General features: G+C 54.9%; 17 protein-coding genes. 11 read left to right on the plus strand and 6 right to left on the minus strand.

Going from position 1 to position 16,853, the window contains the following annotated elements; translation table 11 throughout:
• Window positions 1-61: 61 nt before the first annotated feature.
• The 6 genes from HZB23_15845 to HZB23_15870 all read right to left on the minus strand — a co-directional run bounded on the left by HZB23_15845 (window position 62) and on the right by HZB23_15870 (window position 6,360).
• Window positions 62-1,042 carry an alpha/beta hydrolase gene (locus HZB23_15845; protein MBI5846130.1) on the minus strand — a complete coding sequence of 327 codons (981 nt, stop codon included), beginning with the start codon at window positions 1,040-1,042 and terminating at the stop codon, window positions 62-64.
• Between the two features lie 229 nt (window positions 1,043-1,271).
• A complete protein-coding gene (locus HZB23_15850) occupies window positions 1,272-3,140 on the minus strand; it encodes an FAD-dependent oxidoreductase (protein MBI5846131.1) in 1,869 nt (622 codons plus the stop codon).
• 10 nt (window positions 3,141-3,150) lie between these two features.
• Window positions 3,151-3,576, minus strand: coding sequence for a hypothetical protein (locus HZB23_15855; GenBank protein ID MBI5846132.1), 426 nt, complete (start codon window positions 3,574-3,576; stop codon window positions 3,151-3,153).
• Complete coding sequence (locus tag HZB23_15860; protein MBI5846133.1) at window positions 3,573-4,400, minus strand: hypothetical protein; 828 nt, start codon at window positions 4,398-4,400, stop codon at window positions 3,573-3,575. The genes HZB23_15855 and HZB23_15860 overlap by 4 nt, the downstream gene beginning before the upstream one ends.
• Window position 4,401: 1 nt before the next feature.
• A complete protein-coding gene (locus HZB23_15865) occupies window positions 4,402-5,682 on the minus strand; it encodes a cytochrome b N-terminal domain-containing protein (GenBank protein MBI5846134.1) in 1,281 nt (426 codons plus the stop codon).
• A gap of 186 nt (window positions 5,683-5,868) precedes the next feature.
• Window positions 5,869-6,360, minus strand: a complete 492-nt coding sequence (locus HZB23_15870; GenBank protein MBI5846135.1) for a Rieske 2Fe-2S domain-containing protein — start codon at window positions 6,358-6,360, stop codon at window positions 5,869-5,871.
• Between the two features lie 130 nt (window positions 6,361-6,490).
• On the opposite strand from HZB23_15870, the gene HZB23_15875 reads away from it, so the two are divergent.
• The 11 genes from HZB23_15875 to HZB23_15925 all read left to right on the plus strand — a co-directional run bounded on the left by HZB23_15875 (window position 6,491) and on the right by HZB23_15925 (window position 16,776).
• Window positions 6,491-7,159: a TetR/AcrR family transcriptional regulator gene (locus tag HZB23_15875; GenBank protein MBI5846136.1), complete on the plus strand. Its 669-nt coding sequence runs from the start codon at window positions 6,491-6,493 to the stop codon at window positions 7,157-7,159.
• Window positions 7,160-7,278: 119 nt separating this feature from the next.
• Window positions 7,279-7,569, plus strand: coding sequence for a GIY-YIG nuclease family protein (locus HZB23_15880; GenBank protein MBI5846137.1), 291 nt, complete (start codon window positions 7,279-7,281; stop codon window positions 7,567-7,569).
• A gap of 95 nt (window positions 7,570-7,664) precedes the next feature.
• A complete protein-coding gene (locus HZB23_15885) occupies window positions 7,665-8,489 on the plus strand; it encodes a hypothetical protein (protein MBI5846138.1) in 825 nt (274 codons plus the stop codon).
• Window positions 8,490-8,876: 387 nt separating this feature from the next.
• Window positions 8,877-9,305: a response regulator gene (locus HZB23_15890; protein ID MBI5846139.1), complete on the plus strand. Its 429-nt coding sequence runs from the start codon at window positions 8,877-8,879 to the stop codon at window positions 9,303-9,305.
• 198 nt (window positions 9,306-9,503) lie between these two features.
• Entirely contained in the window at window positions 9,504-10,856 is a 1,353-nt protein-coding gene (locus tag HZB23_15895) for a sigma 54-interacting transcriptional regulator (protein ID MBI5846140.1), read from the plus strand.
• A 75-nt stretch (window positions 10,857-10,931) separates the two neighbouring features.
• Entirely contained in the window at window positions 10,932-11,267 is a 336-nt protein-coding gene (locus HZB23_15900; GenBank protein MBI5846141.1) for a dinitrogenase iron-molybdenum cofactor biosynthesis protein, read from the plus strand.
• Window positions 11,268-11,519: 252 nt separating this feature from the next.
• Window positions 11,520-11,885 (plus strand): response regulator, encoded by a 366-nt coding sequence (locus HZB23_15905; GenBank protein ID MBI5846142.1) that lies wholly within the window; start codon window positions 11,520-11,522, stop codon window positions 11,883-11,885.
• A gap of 77 nt (window positions 11,886-11,962) precedes the next feature.
• On the plus strand, window positions 11,963-12,517 hold the full coding sequence (locus tag HZB23_15910; GenBank protein ID MBI5846143.1) for a CBS domain-containing protein: 555 nt from the start codon (window positions 11,963-11,965) through the stop codon (window positions 12,515-12,517).
• A 95-nt stretch (window positions 12,518-12,612) separates the two neighbouring features.
• Window positions 12,613-14,091 (plus strand): SLC13/DASS family transporter, encoded by a 1,479-nt coding sequence (locus tag HZB23_15915; GenBank protein MBI5846144.1) that lies wholly within the window; start codon window positions 12,613-12,615, stop codon window positions 14,089-14,091.
• A gap of 171 nt (window positions 14,092-14,262) precedes the next feature.
• Window positions 14,263-14,694, plus strand: a complete 432-nt coding sequence (locus HZB23_15920) for a response regulator (GenBank protein MBI5846145.1) — start codon at window positions 14,263-14,265, stop codon at window positions 14,692-14,694.
• A 378-nt stretch (window positions 14,695-15,072) separates the two neighbouring features.
• Entirely contained in the window at window positions 15,073-16,776 is a 1,704-nt protein-coding gene (locus tag HZB23_15925) for a GHKL domain-containing protein (protein ID MBI5846146.1), read from the plus strand.
• Window positions 16,777-16,853: the final 77 nt, after the last annotated feature.

Here is a 16,853-nt window from a genome sequence, read left to right on the forward strand (position 1 = left end):
CCGGGCGGCCCCGCCAAAAACGGAACCGCCCGGCTTTTTCCATTTACTGGCTGAAAAGCCTCTACCTGCCAAGCAGGGGTGTCTCCTTAAAATCCCTGCCAGCCGTGAAATCCGCCAGCACCCGCGCTGTTTCCAGGGGCTTTTCCTCCTGGGGAACGTGGCCGCACTGCTCCAGAAGGACCATTTTGGAGCCCGGAATCTCGCGCTTGAGCCTTAAGGCGTGCTCCACGGGAATCCACCCGTCGTCCGCGCCCCAGAGAATGAGGGTGGGGACCTTCACCTTGGGCGGCATGGTCTGGACCTCTTCCGAGGGCTTTTTCCCGACGCTTCTGGCGATGGCGGTTGTGGCGTCCAGTGCTCCCTCGGTGCGAAGCCTCGCAAAATAAGAATCTATGCGCTCCTGGGTAATCAGGGAATCGTTGTAGAACACGGCCCTGATGTTGCTCCTCACCATGCCCTCGCCGAATATCAGCTTTCCTATCACGCGGGCTCCGGGCATGGCTGCCAGGGTGACGATAAGCGGGCGTTTTTTCAGATAAACCCTGGCGTCCACCAGGGCCATTTTCTCCACCTTGTCCGGGTGCCTGGCGGAGAGAAGCAAGGTCACCTCGCCGCCCAGGGAGTTTCCGATCACCACGGCGCTTTTGAGGCCCACCGCCTCCATGAAGGAGTTCACCCCCTCCATGAGGCTCACAGGATCGTAGGCCGCGTCCTTGGGCTTGTCGCTCCAGCCGAAGCCGTACATGTCAACGGCCCAGACATCGAAACCCTCACGCGAAAGCCAGGGGAGAACCCCCTCCCAGGTATAGGTGGAGCTTCCGAAGCCGTGAATGAGAAGGACCTTTGTCCCCGGCCCCGGAACGTGAAGGTAATGGTATTTGACGCCGTTCACGTCGATGAAGTTGTCCGGGGGCGGCTGGCCCTTGATTCCCGCAGCCGGGCGGAAAAGCTCATCCGCCGGGCGCACCTTGACGAAAAGCCCGCAGCCTACTGACACGGCCACAACAAGCAGAACCACGCCCAAAATCAGTTTTCGTTTCATGGAATTTCCCCCTTTTGGGGTCTTCATAACTCCATATTGATTTCTTTGCAAGTGGGAGCCTTGAACAGACTTGCTTCACCGGATCAGCAAAATGCGAGGCCAACAGGCCGATGAAAAACGATGAGCCGTGAAGGCGGTGCGAAAAGCCAAGAGCCACGCGCACTAAAAGTACGTGGCGGAATTGGCTTTGATGCGCGAACACTGCCGGATCGCGTTTTTCGACGGCCTGTTACGGGTAAACGCTGTACAGGCTCTTTATAACCCCTATCATGGCGCTTGGGGTGCCGCTCTTGAGTATCGTGATTTTTCCTTCTTTGAGGCCCGCAGTTTCCAGGATGTGATTGGTCACCATCTTGGCCGAAACGCAGGTCTTTTCCATGTAGACGCTTTCGTGGTCGGTCCTCACCCAGTCGCCTATGAAAAAGAGGTTGTCCAGAGGCGAGCGTATGGGCGGCCTTATGGCCTCGTAGCCAACCCGCTGGGGCGAGTAGGTGTCCCAACGGTTGACGTAAAAATCAGTGGGCTTGGGCAGGTTCGGCATCACGATCTTCAATTCCTCGTGAACGAGCGCCGCTATCTCCTCGTCCGACAACTGGCTCACCCTCGCCGCGTCGGCTATCTGGGTCTCGATGACGTTTATGCCCTTTCCGGCGTAATCGGGAACCAGGATGTCCGAAACCTTCTTTCCGTTCAACACTCCGTCGAAGGCCCAGTTGAGCGTTATGCCGAGATACTTGAAGCTTGACGGAAAAAAGTCGATGTGGCCCGGAAACCGCTTTTCCCATTCATTACATTTGTCGTACCACAGGTTCACCGGATAGACAGAGACGGCGTCGAGCTTTAACATGTTGTCGAAATACGTGGTTCCCAAAAGCCCGCTTTTTGACACCACCTCCCGCGCTCCGGGGGTGTCCATGGCCACCACGTAATAGTCGGCCTTGTATTCCTTGGGGGGCCCGGACGCCAGGGCGCGTATCTGCTCGGCGGGCGCACCGCAGACCGGGCAGCGGAAGGGCTTGGAAGAGGATGGGAAAACCGAGCCGCAGATGTTGCATTTCCATGTCTTCACCCCCGGCACGTAGCCTTCGTTGCCCGCCATCACGCCCTTTATGCGGTTGCCGTCCTTGATCATCTTGATCACCGGGGTGTCGAAGATTATGTTGCCGCCCCTGGCCTTTATGTAGCGCTCGATGGGAAGGCAGTAGGTCTCGCCGGGCGGGTGCATGAAAATGTCGATGTTCATGTCGTCGTGGGTCCCGGTGGCGAGGCTTAAAAGCATGACGGTGTAGAGGGCCGAGGCGTTATCGATGTTATCAAACATGGCCATTTCGGAAAGCGGCCCGAAAAACCGGTAGATGAGCTTTTCCGGCATCCCCACGCTACGCGCCCAGTGTGGGAAGGAAACCGAATCCATGTAAAGGCGCTGCTTCTCGTTGGCGTAGTCAAAGGAGATCATCTTGCGCAGAAAGCCCGAATATTCCAGGTCCTTCCGTCCCATTATGGCGGCGAAGGCCCGGTGTGCGTTGCGCATCAGCTCGATCCGGTCAAAGGGCGCGGGCATGACCGGCGGCATGCCCAGAATGGCGTTGGATCCGTCCTTGTCCAGGTAATTGTACATGGTGGTTTCGCGGGGCACCTTCCAGAGCTTGTACCCGTGGCGGCCCATGAACTCCCGGAGGTTGTTGTAGAAGCCCCACACCGCGTGCGCCCCGTGGTCCCTTGGGTAGCCCCGCCAGTTGGGGTCGTTGGCGGGCGGAACCCCGAAACCGGTGTCGCGCCAGCTTTTCACCTTTCCGCCCAGCATGTTGGATTTTTCGATCACCGTCACCGAAAAGCCCCTGTCCAGAAGCTCGCAGGCCGCGTGCATCCCGCCGAAGCCGCCCCCTAAAATGAGCACGCTCTTGCCGTTTTTGGGAAGCTCCACCCTGTTTTCGGGAACGTCCGGGTAAGCCTGGGTATAAACGGCATCGGGCGTGGCGCAGGCTTTGAGCCCCCCGCCTGCGGCCCCAAGGGCCAGGGCGGCGGCCCCGCCCTTTAAAAACGAACGCCTGGAAACACTCTTTCCCCAGATGGTGAGACCCTTCTTATCCTGGCTCATTTTGCGCCCCTCACTCGTGGACGTAAATTTTGACTGAAATTTCCTCGACGTCCTTCCTAAGCTTCTCGATCATGGTCTTGACTTCGGGGTTGCGGCTGGTGTCCCGGAGTTTTTCCAGGGTCACCGAAACGTGCTTCAGATCATAGACCGCGTCCACCATGTCCTTTTCCCTGGCCCGCTTCATTTCGGGAACCACCGAATCGGTCATCATGCGGTTGATGGAAACAAGGGAGTCGTTTTTGGTGCTCATTTTATCCGAAAACGAAAGAAAGACGGCGATGGCGGCGAGGACCACAGCCAGCCACGCCACGCCGTTTCCGCCGGGGCTCTTTATTTTGCCGAGCTTTATGCGGCCCAAAATGCGTGCTTTGAGAGGTGAGGCGGACTCTTCCGCGCAAGGGGCGGTTCCGGGATTTTCGGGGTCAAGGCTCGTCATGGCTTCCTCCTTGTGAGTTTCGATATGTCGGGCAACGCTTTCATGCGCCTTATGATTACATAGAGTACCAGGCCGAAGAAGGCCGTCACCACGAGGCCTTCAACCTTCCATCGTCCGGGCGAACCGGCTTTGAGGCTTAAGGCCAGACGGTCGAGATCGGCCAGGGTCTTTTCCCTGATTTCGCCGGGCAGGGTCTTGGCTGTGCCGGAATGAAAGACCCTGGCGTAGCCATTTTGAATGGCCGCAAGCTCGCGTTCGGCGCTCTCGACGGGAAGCCCGGCGTCCTTCCTTGCTGCAAGGGCCTTTTCGATTCCGGCCACAGCCTTGTCCACAAGGCCCACGGCTTCTGCCACGTTTTTCGCCTTGGAAAACGAATGGCACGAGCCGCAGTGCTTTTCGGTGACAAGATCGGCTGCGCGGGATTTTTCCACACGGTGGTGCTCGTGGCAGGTGACGCATGTGGCGCGGCACCGGGGCGCGTCAACCGGGCCGGTGGTTTTGCGAAGGAAATCCTCGGATTCGCTTACGTGGCAGCGCCCGCAAAGGGGGACGATCTCGCCCTCGCCGAACTTTCCCAGGTGGCCTTTTTTCAGCATGGACAAGTTGGCGTACCGGTCGCCGCCGTGGCAGTCGGCGCAGGCCGTGTCTGCCCTGAAATGGACCCCCTCCCGCCAGGCGGTGACCGAGTTCTCGAAGCCCGATCTTTCGCCGGTCAGATGGCAGCGCACGCAGGCGTCGTTCAGAAGGAACAGGGGCTCGTCTGCGGCAAGGGCCGGGGAGAACGCCCAGAAAAGCATCGAAAGGAAGAATATCCGTCGCGCCATGTCAGGAAACCCATCCCCAGAAGGTGAGAACAATGAAGGCCCCGATGAGAAATTTCACGGCCAGAATGAAAAGCAGCCTTTCTTCGGGCTTTCGCGGGCCTTTTTTATCGTAAGCCGGAAGCATCACCATGAGGGCGAAGACCCCGAAAAGCACGAAGAGCCCCCAGAGTTCGGACGGCAGAATTTTCAATACCTGGTACGGCCCCAGAAAATACCAGTCGGGCTTGATCCGGTCCGGAGTGGTCATGGGGTCTGCGGGAATCTTGTCCGCGATGAAAACGCCTGCCAGAAAGTAGGACGCGAAAACCAGGGCGAACAGCGCCACGCCCACCGAAAGCGCCCTTCGCAGAATGTTGTGGGGAAAAATCGGCTCCACCGGTACCGGGCCGCCATCGCAGACAAGGCTTATGCATTTTTTGGGGCAGCGGGTGACGCAGGCGCGGCAGGCGTTGCACAGGGCGGCGTCGAACAGAGGCGTGGGTTTCGGGCTTTCACCGCCCTCCACTTTCACGGCATCCTCCGTCATGGTCACGGCGTCAAAGGGGCAGGCTCTCTTGCAGGCCCCGCAGCCTATGCATTCATCGAGGTCGGCTTGCGCCGTGGAATCCGACGGTCCTATCGTCTTGATCTTCCATACGCCCTTTACGTGATACCAGATCAATACCGCTATAGTGACCGGCAGGAGAAAAACGTGAAGCACGTAGAACCGGGCAAGGGTGGGGCCTGCCACCGAGTCGCCGCCCCGCAGGATTTTCGCCGCCAGATCGCCGAAAAGCGGCACCACCTTCAGGGCCTCGGTGCCCACAACGCAGGCCCAGAAGGACTGCTGGCTCCAGGGGAGGAGATACCCGGAAAAGCCCGTGAACAAGAGGGCCGTTAAAAGCCCCATGCCGGTGTACCACTGGTTTTTGCGCGCTCCCCGAAAGGCAGTGTGGAACATGAGATAAAACATGTGGACAAAGGCGGCCAGAACCACCAGTTTCGCGCCGATGGTGTGGATGTTGGACACGATGAGCCCGAAGGCCACGTCGTTTCTTATGGCAACGTGGGAGAAAAACGCCTTGGCCGGGTGCGGGTTGTAGTGGAAGAGCATCAGAAGGCCCGTTGCCGCCTGGACGATCATGAGGGCCGCCAGCACGGTTCCGGCCTGTCCGAGCCAGTCTGCGGGCGAGCGCGGGGCCAGGGTGGAGTCGCTCATGACGTCCTGCCTGACCGATTCCGCCCCTTCCAGGAAATCCTGCTTTTTTCTTTTCGCCCAGGCAATTATTTTTTCCGGGTCCATGCTTTTTCCTTAAAACCGCTCCCGTAACCGGATTGAAGAGGAAACTGCTCAACCTCCGGCAGGTTGGGTGGTTCTGCGCAAAAGCGCAGGTTCATCCAACATCCAGAATTTACATGACAATTGTTGGGTGAACCCGGACCTTCGGCCCGGAACCACCCAACCTACGATTCTCTGCTGACTTTCCTCTCACACAACGGTTATCACCACCTTGCCGTCGGCGATTTTCACCTTGTGCTCCTTAAGCGGAGCGGGCGGAGGGCCTGCCAGTACCTTGCCGTCCGCGTTGTAGATTCCGCCGTGGCAGGGGCAGAAAAAGCGATTGGCCGACGCCTCCCATTTTACGAGGCACCCCAAGTGCGTACAGGTGGCGTTGAAAACACGGGTGGTCTTTTCTCCGCGCACCATCATGAGGGGCGCACCCGCCACGGCCAGGACCGCGCCCTGGCCGATTTCCACCGCGTCTTCGGCTATTTCGTATGAGCCGTCTGGCCGCAAGGACGGAGCTAGGCCGCCGGACCGGGCGGCGGACGCGGGCTCGAAGGCCCCTGAATGATTGGAAAGAGTGGGCACGTCCCTTTTGGGGCGACCCAGAAACCGGACCCCCGCGTAAAGAAATCCGGCAAGGCCAGCGCCCGCCAGAACCAGGAAACTTCGGCGATTTATGGAATCCGGCTCCATCAAATCTTCCTCCAATAATTTTTTCCAGTCGTAAAAATCTCCATAGCCGAGAACGGAAAAAAGAGTCAAGCGTTTTTTACAGGCGGAAAAAAACATTGACAGTTTTTCTTACTTGACCCAAAATGGGCGAATGGAAACTTATTTAAATCATACGGAATCGAAAAATGGCGGGGACGCGAAAAAGGGCGAGCTCGCACGTAAAAAAATCCTGTGGGCCGCCCGCCTCATCTTCGCAAGGCAGCCCTACCACGCGGCGAGCCTTCGCATGATCGCCAAGGAGGGCGGTTTCGACCACCCGCTCATCCGTTATTATTTTCCAACCAAGGCCGACCTTTTCAAGGCCGTGGTGGCCGAGGTGGTGGAGGAATTCTCCGAGGCCCATTTCCGGTGGATAAAAGGGCTGGACCTGTTCCCCCCCTCAAAGGCCCTTCCCCAGCTCATCGCCCGGATAGTGGACTACCACTACGAAAACCCGGAGGGCATGAACATCATCATGCAGAACATCTCCCAGATGGGAAGGCTTTCGTCCATTCCCGGCTACGAGATGCTGCCCGATCTTTTAATGAAAATGCGCGGCAACTTCCGCTTAAAGATTCCCCTTTCCGGCCCCGAAGCCGAAATCGAGCAGTTCTATTCCAGCCTATTCGTGACGGTGGTGCTCTACCTTGGGGCATCCTCCACCACCGCACAGTTCCTGGGCCTGGATTCCTCAGACAGCGGCTATCGCGGCTGGGTGAAGGACTCCCTGGTCTTCCAGTTCCTGCCCTGGATGGCCCGCCTTGCCCTGCCGTCGTTTTGACGGGCCGGTTACTCTAACGGAGAGTAATGTTTAGTTCTGTTTATTTGATAGACATGAAAGCGTGATGGAGGGGGAACATCCGTCACCCCGGCGAAGGCCGGGGTCCAGGACCATCAAGGATGACCAAACAACCATCTGTATACATAATGGCAAGTAAACGAAACGGAACTCTCTATATCGGTGTGACTTCAAATCTAATCAAGCGCGCATGGGAACATAAAAATAACAAAGTTGAAGGATTCACGCAGACCTACGGAGTGCATATTCTTGTCTGGTACGAACTACATGAAAGCATGGAGTCAGCCATTTTGAGAGAAAAGAGGCTTAAAGAATGGAAAAGGGCATGGAAATTGAGACTAATCGAAAAAGCTAATCCCGAATGGAATGATTTGTATCCGACAATTTTATGACTGGATTCCTGCCTCCGCCGGAATGACGGAATTGTGAATTAGCTTTAAGAACAATATAACCATAAGAATATGCAAAACAATGTAGCGAGGTGCTTATGCTTAGCGAACAGTGGCGTGCCATTCAAAGAGAAGCGCAACTATCAGCTGAACAAATTGGATATGGCGTCACTCTTCTTGGGCGGGCTAACCATACTCAAATAGGACTTTATTTACAGGCATTTTTTGGCCTATCAATTGGATTGGAAAGGATGGGCAAACTTATTTTTATTGCCGACCATGCAATAACTCATGGTGGATGCTTTCCAAACGACATGAATCTGAGACAGATTGGTCATGATCTGTCAAAACTATTGACTAAATGTGAAATTATCAGTAACAACTGCGGCGAATATCACCATTATAAAGATAGACCTGTTGATAATATTCATAGAGAAATTGAGACTATAATTTCATTATTTGCTACTACATATCGCTATTACAATCTTAATTACATTGCTGGATCAGGAAAAAATCAAGAAGACCCTATTTCATTATGGTGGGATAAAGTTGTTTTACTGATATGCAAGCGACATTACTCAAAGCATCAACAAGATATAGATGCTAATTATGGTAATGTACTTGAGCATATACTTGGAAATAATTCTGTAATAATGCATACTAGCGAGGAAGGAAACCCTATCAATGATTGGCAGGCATTAATGGCTCGTAGAGGTGCCTCAAGGGTTGCTCAAAAGTATGGTAGGTTATATACGTTGCAGATTGTCCGTTGGCTATCTTCGATAATTTCCGAATTATCTTTTCGCGGCGCATACGAACATAAAATTGAAGCATTGCTTGGATTAAATGAGCCATTCTCTATTTTCTTAAACGAAGATAAATATTTACGTGAGAGAAAAACTTGGTCAATATATCGCAAGTAGTAAGGATTCAGCTTTGCCCGCATTTCAAGGACTGGATTCCGGCCTTCGCCGGAATGACGGGGGGCGGGGCTTTTCTGGTTTGATAGCGCCAATTAACAAGTAGGCCTTTCTCCAGAAAATGGAACTACACACTGCGCCCCGTAATAATAATCGCGCGTCCATGCTGGTGATGTAATGCCTTGACAGAATCCCAGCCTTGGATATAGTGTTTCAAATTGAGCTTGAATGAAACACCCGCCAGAACGATTCTTGGCCCGCCACGAGTATAAGCCGACAAGGACCGTTTCCCGAAATTTCGAGAAAAATGGCGCAATCCGGATTTTTCCCCTTTTTTGAACGGTTTTTTTCAACAGGGCGCAAAGCCCCACGGCAAAGGAGAAAAAAATAATGGCTGAAAAAGTTCTTCTCGTGGATGACGAGGCCGATTTTCTGGAAGTACTGTCCGAAAGGATGGAGCAGCGCGGAATGAACGTGAGCACCACCACTTCGGCAAAGGACGCCCTGAAAAAGGTTGAAGACGAATCCTTCGACGCGGTGGTGCTGGATCTCATGATGCCGGAAATGGACGGCATAGAGGCTCTCCAGGCCCTTTTGAAAAAAAAGCCGGACCTCCAGGTCATACTTCTCACCGGCCAGGCCTCGCTGGACAAGGGCATAAAGGCCATGAAGCTGGGGGCGCTCGATTTCCTGGAAAAACCCGTGGACATCCAGACCCTTCAGGCGAAAATCAAGGAAGCCCAGTCCAACAAGATGGTGCTGGTGGAAAAACAGACCAGCGAGAGAATCAAGAAGATTCTCACCGAAAAGGCCTGGTAGCCGACCGTTCCGGCTTTTTTCGCCATTTGAGCGGAAGCCAGGGGGATGCGCTTTCTCTCCCGGGCTTTCCCGTCCGCAGGAAAAGGCCTGAACCGGGGCCGGCAAGAACCGCCCGGTTCATTGCCAAGGCACTGCATTTAGAGGAGAGCGGGCTTGGCTTATACGGATATTCCCAGGATAGAGGGGCTGGGCGACGGCATGGTGAACCTGCCGCCGTTTCTGGATGAACTGCCCATCGGCATCCTGGTGACCGGCCTGGACCGCCGGGCCGTACTGGTAAACCGCTATCTGAGGGCGCTCACCGGTTTTGGCCAGCCCGCCGGGGGCATACCCTGCAAGTACATTCTGCGCGGAAGCCGGTGCGTGGATGGCTGCACCGCCCAGTCCCAGTCCGGCGAGGAGGGGGCCTGCTCCTGCGAGGCCAACATAATAAGCCGCGACAGAAAAAAAATCGCCATCCGCTCCACCATCTCCCCCATTTTCGATTCAAGCGGCAACAAAATCGGCTATCTTGAAGCAATCGAAGACATCCGCCTGATGGAGCGCCAGGACCTGCCCGTAGGCAAGTTCTTTTTCGGCGACATAATAGGCGACTCCGTGGCCATGCAGCAAATCTACCGTGTTCTGGCCACCATCGCCCAGACCGACAGCTCGGTCCTGATAACGGGCCAGACCGGAACCGGCAAGGACTACATAGCCGAAGCCGTCCACAACGCCTCCCAGCGGGCCAAGGGGCCGTTCATAAAGGTAAACTGCGGGGCCTTGCCCGAAAACCTAATGGAATCGGAGCTTTTCGGGCATCTTAAGGGAGCTTTCACGGGCGCGGTTGAAAACAAGCCCGGACGCTTCCGCCTTGCCCACACCGGCACCCTCTATCTCACGGAAATAGGCGATCTGCCGGTAAATCTCCAGGTCAAGCTGCTTTCCTTTCTCGACGACCGGATCATCTACCCCCTAGGCGGCTCCAGGGGCCAGCACGTGGACGTGCGCCTGATCGCCGCCACCCACCGTGACCTTGAGGAAATGGTGCGCAAGGGCCAATTCCGGGAGGACCTGCTTTTTCGCCTGAACGTGGTGCGAATGCACCTGCCGCCCCTCATGGAGCGCGGAAACGACCTCTACATGCTTCTGGATTATTTTTTGAGCACCTTCAACAAGCGGTTCAAAAAAAAGGTGCGCCAGCTTGATGAAAAATCCCTCAGGGCGCTTCTCGCCTATCCTTTTCCGGGAAACGTCCGGGAGCTTAGAAACATAGTGGAGTACGCCGTAAATTTCTGCGAGGGCGACACCATTTTGCTGGAACACCTCCCGCGCTACATCTCATCCTACCGCGCTCCCAAAAAGGAAACAGAGCGCGAAAAGAGCGCGAAACCGGTTGTGGAAACCCCGGAACCGCCCATTTCGCCCGACGCGTCGTGGGCGGACACCGAAAAGCACATGATCATGAACGCCATGATGAGAAGCAGGGGCAACAGGACCAAGGCGGCCCAATATCTCGGCATGGGCAGGAGCACGCTGTGGAGGAAGATGAAGGCTCACAACATGATGTGATAAAGCCCGTATAAAAACGCCGGTAACGTTTAGGCCCTTACGAATTGAAACGATGGAAAACAGGCGATGGAATCCCTGGAAAAAATCCTGATCCCTCTTTTGGACGACGACATAGCGCCGCGCTTCGACCTTGTTCAGGAGGTGGCCATTGTCATGGTGAACGGCGACCGGGAGGTGATCGAAAGAAAAATCCTGGTTCTGGCAGAGGCGTCCGCAGAAAACCTGTGCCAGCTCATCCTTAACGAGAAGGTGGACACGGTCATCTGCTGTGGGATAGAAGAAGAATATTATCAGTATCTTATATGGAAAAAAGTTAAGGTGCTCGACTTCCTCACAGGCTCTTTTGAGGCGGCCCTTGCGCATCTGGGCAAAAACCCGGAGCCCGGCCTGGAAATTTTTCTCGACGCATGATGGAAAAATTTCAGTTCTTCCCCTTTGGTCCGTTTTTCCTCCCCCGCAATAAATTGATCCATTATGTTTCAAAATGTGCCCATGCTGTTTCATATCAAACAAAATGAAACAGCGCGTTATCCTGCCATAAGATCATCTATCTGAAAATACAGCATATCACCTGTTTGGCCCGGTCCTTGCTCTACTGAGCGCGTCATCAATTTCCGCGAATGCGGACAAAACAACGCGGCAAGGCAATCAGGACGGTTTTTCATGGCTTTTTCACTCCTTCTAGTGGATGAGGACATCCAGTTTCAGACGGCCCTGGCGCGCCGCCTGACGGCGGCGGGATTTTCGGTTCAGTTCGCCGAAGACATAAAGGACGCCATGGCCAAGGTGGAAGCCCGCGAACTCGATCTCCTGGTGGCCGGGGTGGCCGGCGAGGACAACGAAATCCTGGAGGCCGTAAGGCAGATGAAGGCGGCCAGGCCAGCGCTTGAAATAATACTTCTTTGCGGCAGAAGCTCGCTGGCCTTTTCCATGAAAAGCATGAGGGCCGGAGCCTTCGACTGCCTGGTGAAACCCACTGACATCGAACAGCTCATCACAAGAATCAAAGAGGCGTTGAAGACCGGCTGACCATTTTTTCCATGTAACCGGCGTCCGGGCCGCGCTTTATCGAATAAGCCGCCGGACGCGCAAAAGGAGGCATTCTTATGGAGGCCACGAAAGTCAGGGAACTGATGATCCCGGCGGAGAAATACCCCTCGGTTGACGGGGGCGCATCCCTTCAGGAGGTGCTTGGAATACTCAAGCAGGCCAAGGATGAGGCCAGCGACAGGCAGATGCCTTTCCGGGCCGTTTTCGTGAAGGACAAAAAAGGAAAAATAATCGGGAAACTGGGTTACCTGGACGTTTTAAGGGCGCTTGAACCCAAATACGCGGAAATGGGCGATCTGGGAAAGGTGGCCGGATACGGCCTTTCCGCCGCCTTCGTGGGCTCCATGCTCGACAAATACGAGCTCTGGCAGCGCCCCCTGACGGACATCTGCCGGAAAGCCGCCGGAATCCATGCGAAGGATTTGGTGCCCTCCCCGACTCAAGAAGAGGTCATCGACGCCGAAGCATCCCTGAACCGGGCGGTTCACCAGTTCGTGGTGGGGCGTCACCAGTCCCTCCTGGTGGTCTCCAAAAAGGAAATTATCGGCATCATAAGAAGCTATGACGTGTTCCTGGAGGTTTCATCCAGAATCATGGCCTGCAAAATCTGACACTAAAAGGAGCGCGGCTTGCTTCCACTATTTTCAAAAATTGGAAAAAGCAACGCTTCGCCTAATAACGCACGGATCACGAGGAGGATTTCCTGATGGATGCAGTTGCGATATCCGAGCAGAAAAAAATTGACTGGAAGCGCATTGTTCCCCTTGTTGCAGGCCTGGGCCTTTTCCTGCTGGTCTACTATTCACCGCCCTGGGCTGACGCCATCGATCCTCTGGGCAAGCATTTTGCGCTTTCCCCCGAAGGCAAGGGGGCCGTGGCCCTTTTCCTTCTGGCGGGCGCGTGGTGGGTGTTCGAGGTCATTCCCATAGGCGTCACAAGCCTTGTGATAGGAATCATGCAGGCCCTGTTCATGATCAGGCCGGCCAAGGTGGCCTTCAAGGACTTCATGGACCCTTCGGTGCTTTTCATCTTCGCGTCCCTCATGGTGGGCGTGGTCTTCACCAAGACAGGCCTCACCAAACGCATGGCCTACAAGATGCTTGGGATAATAGGTGAAAAGACAACCACCATCTATCTTGGCGTTTATGTGCTGATCACGGTTCTCACCCTTTTCATGGCCCACACGGGCGTGGCGGCCACCATTTATCCGCTTCTTCTTGCCGTGTACAGCCTCTACGGCGAAGGCGACAAGCCCTCCAGGTTCGGCAAGGGACTTTTCATAGGCATGGCCTACGTGTGCGGCGCAGGATCCATAATCACCCTTTTGGGTTCGGCCCGCGCCATCGTGGCCCTTGGCTTTTTCAAGGAAATGACCGGCAAGGACGTGAGCTTTTTCGGCCTCACCTATTACATGGCCCCGGTGGGCATTCTGATGGTGGCTCTCCTGTGGGGATTCATGGTGATCGTATGCAAGCCCGAAAAGAAAACCATTCCCGGCATAAAGGAAACCGTGAAGGAACTTTCAGGAGACCTCGGCCCCATAACCAAGAATGAAATTTTGAGCATAATCATCATTGTATCGGCCATCGTGTTCATGGGCCTTCAGGTGATGATTCCCTCCCTGCGCGCCCTGGACAAGACGGCCATCTTCCTCATCACCTCGGTTCTTTTCTTTGTATTGAAGATACTTGATCTCAATGATCTTGAAATGATCCCCTGGAACATAGTCCTGCTCTTCTCCGGCGCAATGAGCATAGGCTTCTGCCTGTGGGAGACCGGGGCCGCCCAGTGGATGGCCGTCAACTGGCTGGCCCTGTTCCAGAAAGCCAACTGGTTCGTTTTCGTCTTGAGCATAGCTTTTTTCGTGATGGTGATGACCAACTTCATAATGAACGTGGCGGCCATAGCCATCTCGCTTCCGGTGGCCCTGGTCGTGGCCAAGTACCTGAACGTGTCGCCCGAAGTCGTCATGTTCGCGTCCCTGGCCACAGCCGGTATGCCCTTCATGCTCCTGGTGGGCGCGGCCCCCAATGCCATCGCCTACGATTCCAGGCAGTTCACCAGCGGCGAGTTCTTCAAGTACGGCGTTTTCGCAAGCATCATACTCATGATTGTGATCGGCCTTGCAATAAGCGTCATATGGCCGGCAATGGGGATGCCGATACTTGTAACGCCCGGAACCTGACCTTTACGCGCTTCTGTGGCCGTGCTATGAGTGGGGTTCAAACCCGCTCATGGCGCGGCCCGGCCCGAAACGCGAACGGGCCGTAAAAGTTTTGATTCGATCTGGATTATTAATGCGGTGGAGCCAAGAGCCCTGGCCGCCAAAATTTACCGGGTAAAAGGAGAATGTCAGATGGCGACGAAGGTGATGCTTGTTGACGACCAGGAAAGCTTTGTGGAGCCGTTGTGCAAAAGGCTTTTAAAGAGGGATTTCACCGTTTCCGTGGCTTTTAACGGATCGGAAGCCCTGGAGAAGCTGGCGGAAAATTCCAACATCGATGTCATTGTTTTGGACGTCAAGATGCCCGGCATGGACGGGATAGACGTATTGAAGGCCATCAAGGCCAAATATCCCTTGATCGAAGTGATAATGCTCACCGGCCACGCCACGGTGGAATCCGCCATAGAGGGCATGAAGCAGGGCGCCATCGATTATCTCATGAAGCCGTGCGAAATTGACGTGCTGGTGGCCAAGGTCCAGGAGGCCAAGGCAAAAAAGCGCAAGCAGGAGCAGAAAATAGCCGAGGCACAGGCTTTCAACATCACCCTGCGCCGGGGGGATTAGCAGCCTGGATTAAAACGCGAATCGCTGTGTCGGAGCAAAGCGGGCGGGGCATCATGTACGAAAAGTACTATTCCTCCCCGCCCGCTTCACTCCTCCTTGCGCTTCATCGTTTTTATCCAGTCTGCGGCTCTTTCGAGGCCGGACAGTTCCATCAATCGCCGTTCGGGCCTTTCGGAAACCGGCGGCATTTAGAGCTTATCCCTAAATAAGATTGTTACAGCGAGATTGCGGATTCGCCCAACCAACAAGGCGCGAGACTGAGGCATAGCGAGCTATGCCGCAAGGAGCGCAACACAGTTGGTTGGGATGAAGCCACAATCGAATGTAAATATTATTTAGGGATAAGCTCTTAGAACTCATCGGGGATGATCGGGCCATATGGAACAGGCAGAACGGCACAACGAATCGTATTACCGCTATCTCAACCGCCGGATACTGGCCAACTATATCTCGGTGGCGCTCATACCTCTCCTTCTCACCTCTTTGGTCACCTTTCTTTTTTTCATTTCCGCATACCAGGACAAGGTGCTTGCCCACCTGATGGTGCTAACGAAAAAGCACCAGCAGAACATAGACGGCTTTCTTCTGGAACGCTCTGCAAACATTCAGGAACTTGCCAATTCCTATTCCCTGGATCAGCTTCAGGATGAAAAATTCCTTCAAAACAGCCTGTTCAACCTCCAGAAATTCTACAGCAACACCTTCGTCGATCTGGGGATAGTCGGCGAGGACGGAAAACAGTTCGCCTACGTGGGGCCGCACGACCTTAAAAACGCGAATTACGGCAATGCCTCATGGTTTAAGGAGGCCATCAGCCGACCATTTTTCATAAGCGACGTTTTCACCGGCCTTAGGGGCTCCCCCCATTTCATAGTCACCGCAAGAGGCAGCGGCAGGACTGCAAACTGGATTTTAAGGGCTACTGTGAACTTCGACAAGTTCAATTCCCTGGTGGAAAACATAAGCATCGGAAAGACCGGCTTCGCCTTCATCCTGAACAGGAACGGCGAGTTCCAGACCAAGCCCAGAAGCGAGGTCAACCCGGAAAAAATGCCTTATTCCGGCTTTCTCAAAAACCTGAAAATTGACGGCGGGAAAGGCCCTTTAACCGGTGACGCCTTCGCGGGAAAGGGCAGCAGGAGCACCATATACGTAATGTCGATCCTGAAAAACGGGGAATGGCTCCTGGTTTTCCAGCAATCCCGGACAGACGCATTCTCCGACTTGAGCACCGCAAACATCATCATTTCGCTTCTGCTTCTCACGGGCTCGGTGGTTATCATCATCACGGCCAGGATTCTGGCCCGGCGCATCGTGGCCAGGGTAAGGCAGGTGGACCTTGAAAAGGCGATGATGAAGGAGCAGATAATCGAGGCCGGCAAACTGGCCTCCCTTGGGGAGCTTGCGGCGGGAATAGCGCACGAGATCAACAACCCCGTGGCGGTGATGGTGGAGGAGGCCGGCTGGATTCAGGACCTTCTGGACGAGGAGGAGCCGGGCCAGTCCAAGAACATGGCCGAGTTTCAAAGGGCTTTAACCCAAATCAAGACCCAGGGCCTCCGCTGCAAGCAGATCACCCACAAGCTACTGAGTTTCGCAAGAAAGACCGACCCCACCAACAAGGATATAATGATAAACGAGCTGGTGGAGGAAACCCTGGAACTCTGCCAGCAGCGCATCGTTTACGGCAATGTGAAGCTGGAGTATCACCTTGGAAAAAATCTTCCCATTCTGGAAGCGCCTCCCCAGGAGCTTCAGCAGGTGATCATAAACCTGGTAAACAACGCCCTGGACGCCCTTGAGACCAGGGGCGGCACCGTCACCATAACCACCAGGAAGGAGGATGGGTTCGTGGTTCTCGACGTGGCCGACGACGGCCCCGGAATCCCGGCGTCCATCCTCTCGCGCATTTTCGATCCCTTCTTCACCACAAAGACGGTGGGCAAGGGAACCGGGCTTGGCCTTTCCATCTGTTACGGGATAGTGGAAAAGATAGGGGGCAACATTTCCTTGAGCACCGCCGAGGGCATGGGCGCAACCTTCCACGTGAAGCTGCCCGTGAAGGCGGAAAAGGAAGCCTGATGCCAAGTTGCGATCTAATAGGTAACAAGCTACAGAGTATCTATCCCTCCGTAGGGGCGACCGGCGGTCGCCCCTAC

The sequence above is a fragment of the Deltaproteobacteria bacterium genome (genome assembly GCA_016235345.1).
In the GTDB taxonomy this organism is placed as follows: Bacteria; Desulfobacterota; Desulfobacteria; order Desulfobacterales; family Desulfatibacillaceae; genus JACRLG01.

What these genes read in the sequence shown, in the direction of transcription:
- HZB23_15920 (MBI5846145.1), top strand. Translation starts at nt 14,263, where the DNA reads ATGGCGACGAAGGTGATGCTTGTTGACGACCAGGAAAGCTTTGTGGAG.
- HZB23_15880 (MBI5846137.1), top strand. Translation starts at nt 7,279, where the DNA reads ATGACCAAACAACCATCTGTATACATAATGGCAAGTAAACGAAACGGA.
- HZB23_15895 (MBI5846140.1), top strand. Translation starts at nt 9,504, where the DNA reads ATGGTGAACCTGCCGCCGTTTCTGGATGAACTGCCCATCGGCATCCTG.
- HZB23_15875 (MBI5846136.1), top strand. Translation starts at nt 6,491, where the DNA reads ATGGAAACTTATTTAAATCATACGGAATCGAAAAATGGCGGGGACGCG.
- HZB23_15870 (MBI5846135.1), bottom strand. Translation starts at nt 6,360, where the DNA reads ATGGAGCCGGATTCCATAAATCGCCGAAGTTTCCTGGTTCTGGCGGGC.
- HZB23_15925 (MBI5846146.1), top strand. Translation starts at nt 15,073, where the DNA reads ATGGAACAGGCAGAACGGCACAACGAATCGTATTACCGCTATCTCAAC.
- HZB23_15855 (MBI5846132.1), bottom strand. Translation starts at nt 3,576, where the DNA reads ATGACGAGCCTTGACCCCGAAAATCCCGGAACCGCCCCTTGCGCGGAA.
- HZB23_15890 (MBI5846139.1), top strand. Translation starts at nt 8,877, where the DNA reads ATGGCTGAAAAAGTTCTTCTCGTGGATGACGAGGCCGATTTTCTGGAA.
- HZB23_15910 (MBI5846143.1), top strand. Translation starts at nt 11,963, where the DNA reads ATGGAGGCCACGAAAGTCAGGGAACTGATGATCCCGGCGGAGAAATAC.
- HZB23_15845 (MBI5846130.1), bottom strand. Translation starts at nt 1,042, where the DNA reads ATGAAACGAAAACTGATTTTGGGCGTGGTTCTGCTTGTTGTGGCCGTG.
- HZB23_15865 (MBI5846134.1), bottom strand. Translation starts at nt 5,682, where the DNA reads ATGGACCCGGAAAAAATAATTGCCTGGGCGAAAAGAAAAAAGCAGGAT.
- HZB23_15905 (MBI5846142.1), top strand. Translation starts at nt 11,520, where the DNA reads ATGGCTTTTTCACTCCTTCTAGTGGATGAGGACATCCAGTTTCAGACG.
- HZB23_15850 (MBI5846131.1), bottom strand. Translation starts at nt 3,140, where the DNA reads ATGAGCCAGGATAAGAAGGGTCTCACCATCTGGGGAAAGAGTGTTTCC.
- HZB23_15885 (MBI5846138.1), top strand. Translation starts at nt 7,665, where the DNA reads ATGCTTAGCGAACAGTGGCGTGCCATTCAAAGAGAAGCGCAACTATCA.
- HZB23_15860 (MBI5846133.1), bottom strand. Translation starts at nt 4,400, where the DNA reads ATGGCGCGACGGATATTCTTCCTTTCGATGCTTTTCTGGGCGTTCTCC.
- HZB23_15915 (MBI5846144.1), top strand. Translation starts at nt 12,613, where the DNA reads ATGGATGCAGTTGCGATATCCGAGCAGAAAAAAATTGACTGGAAGCGC.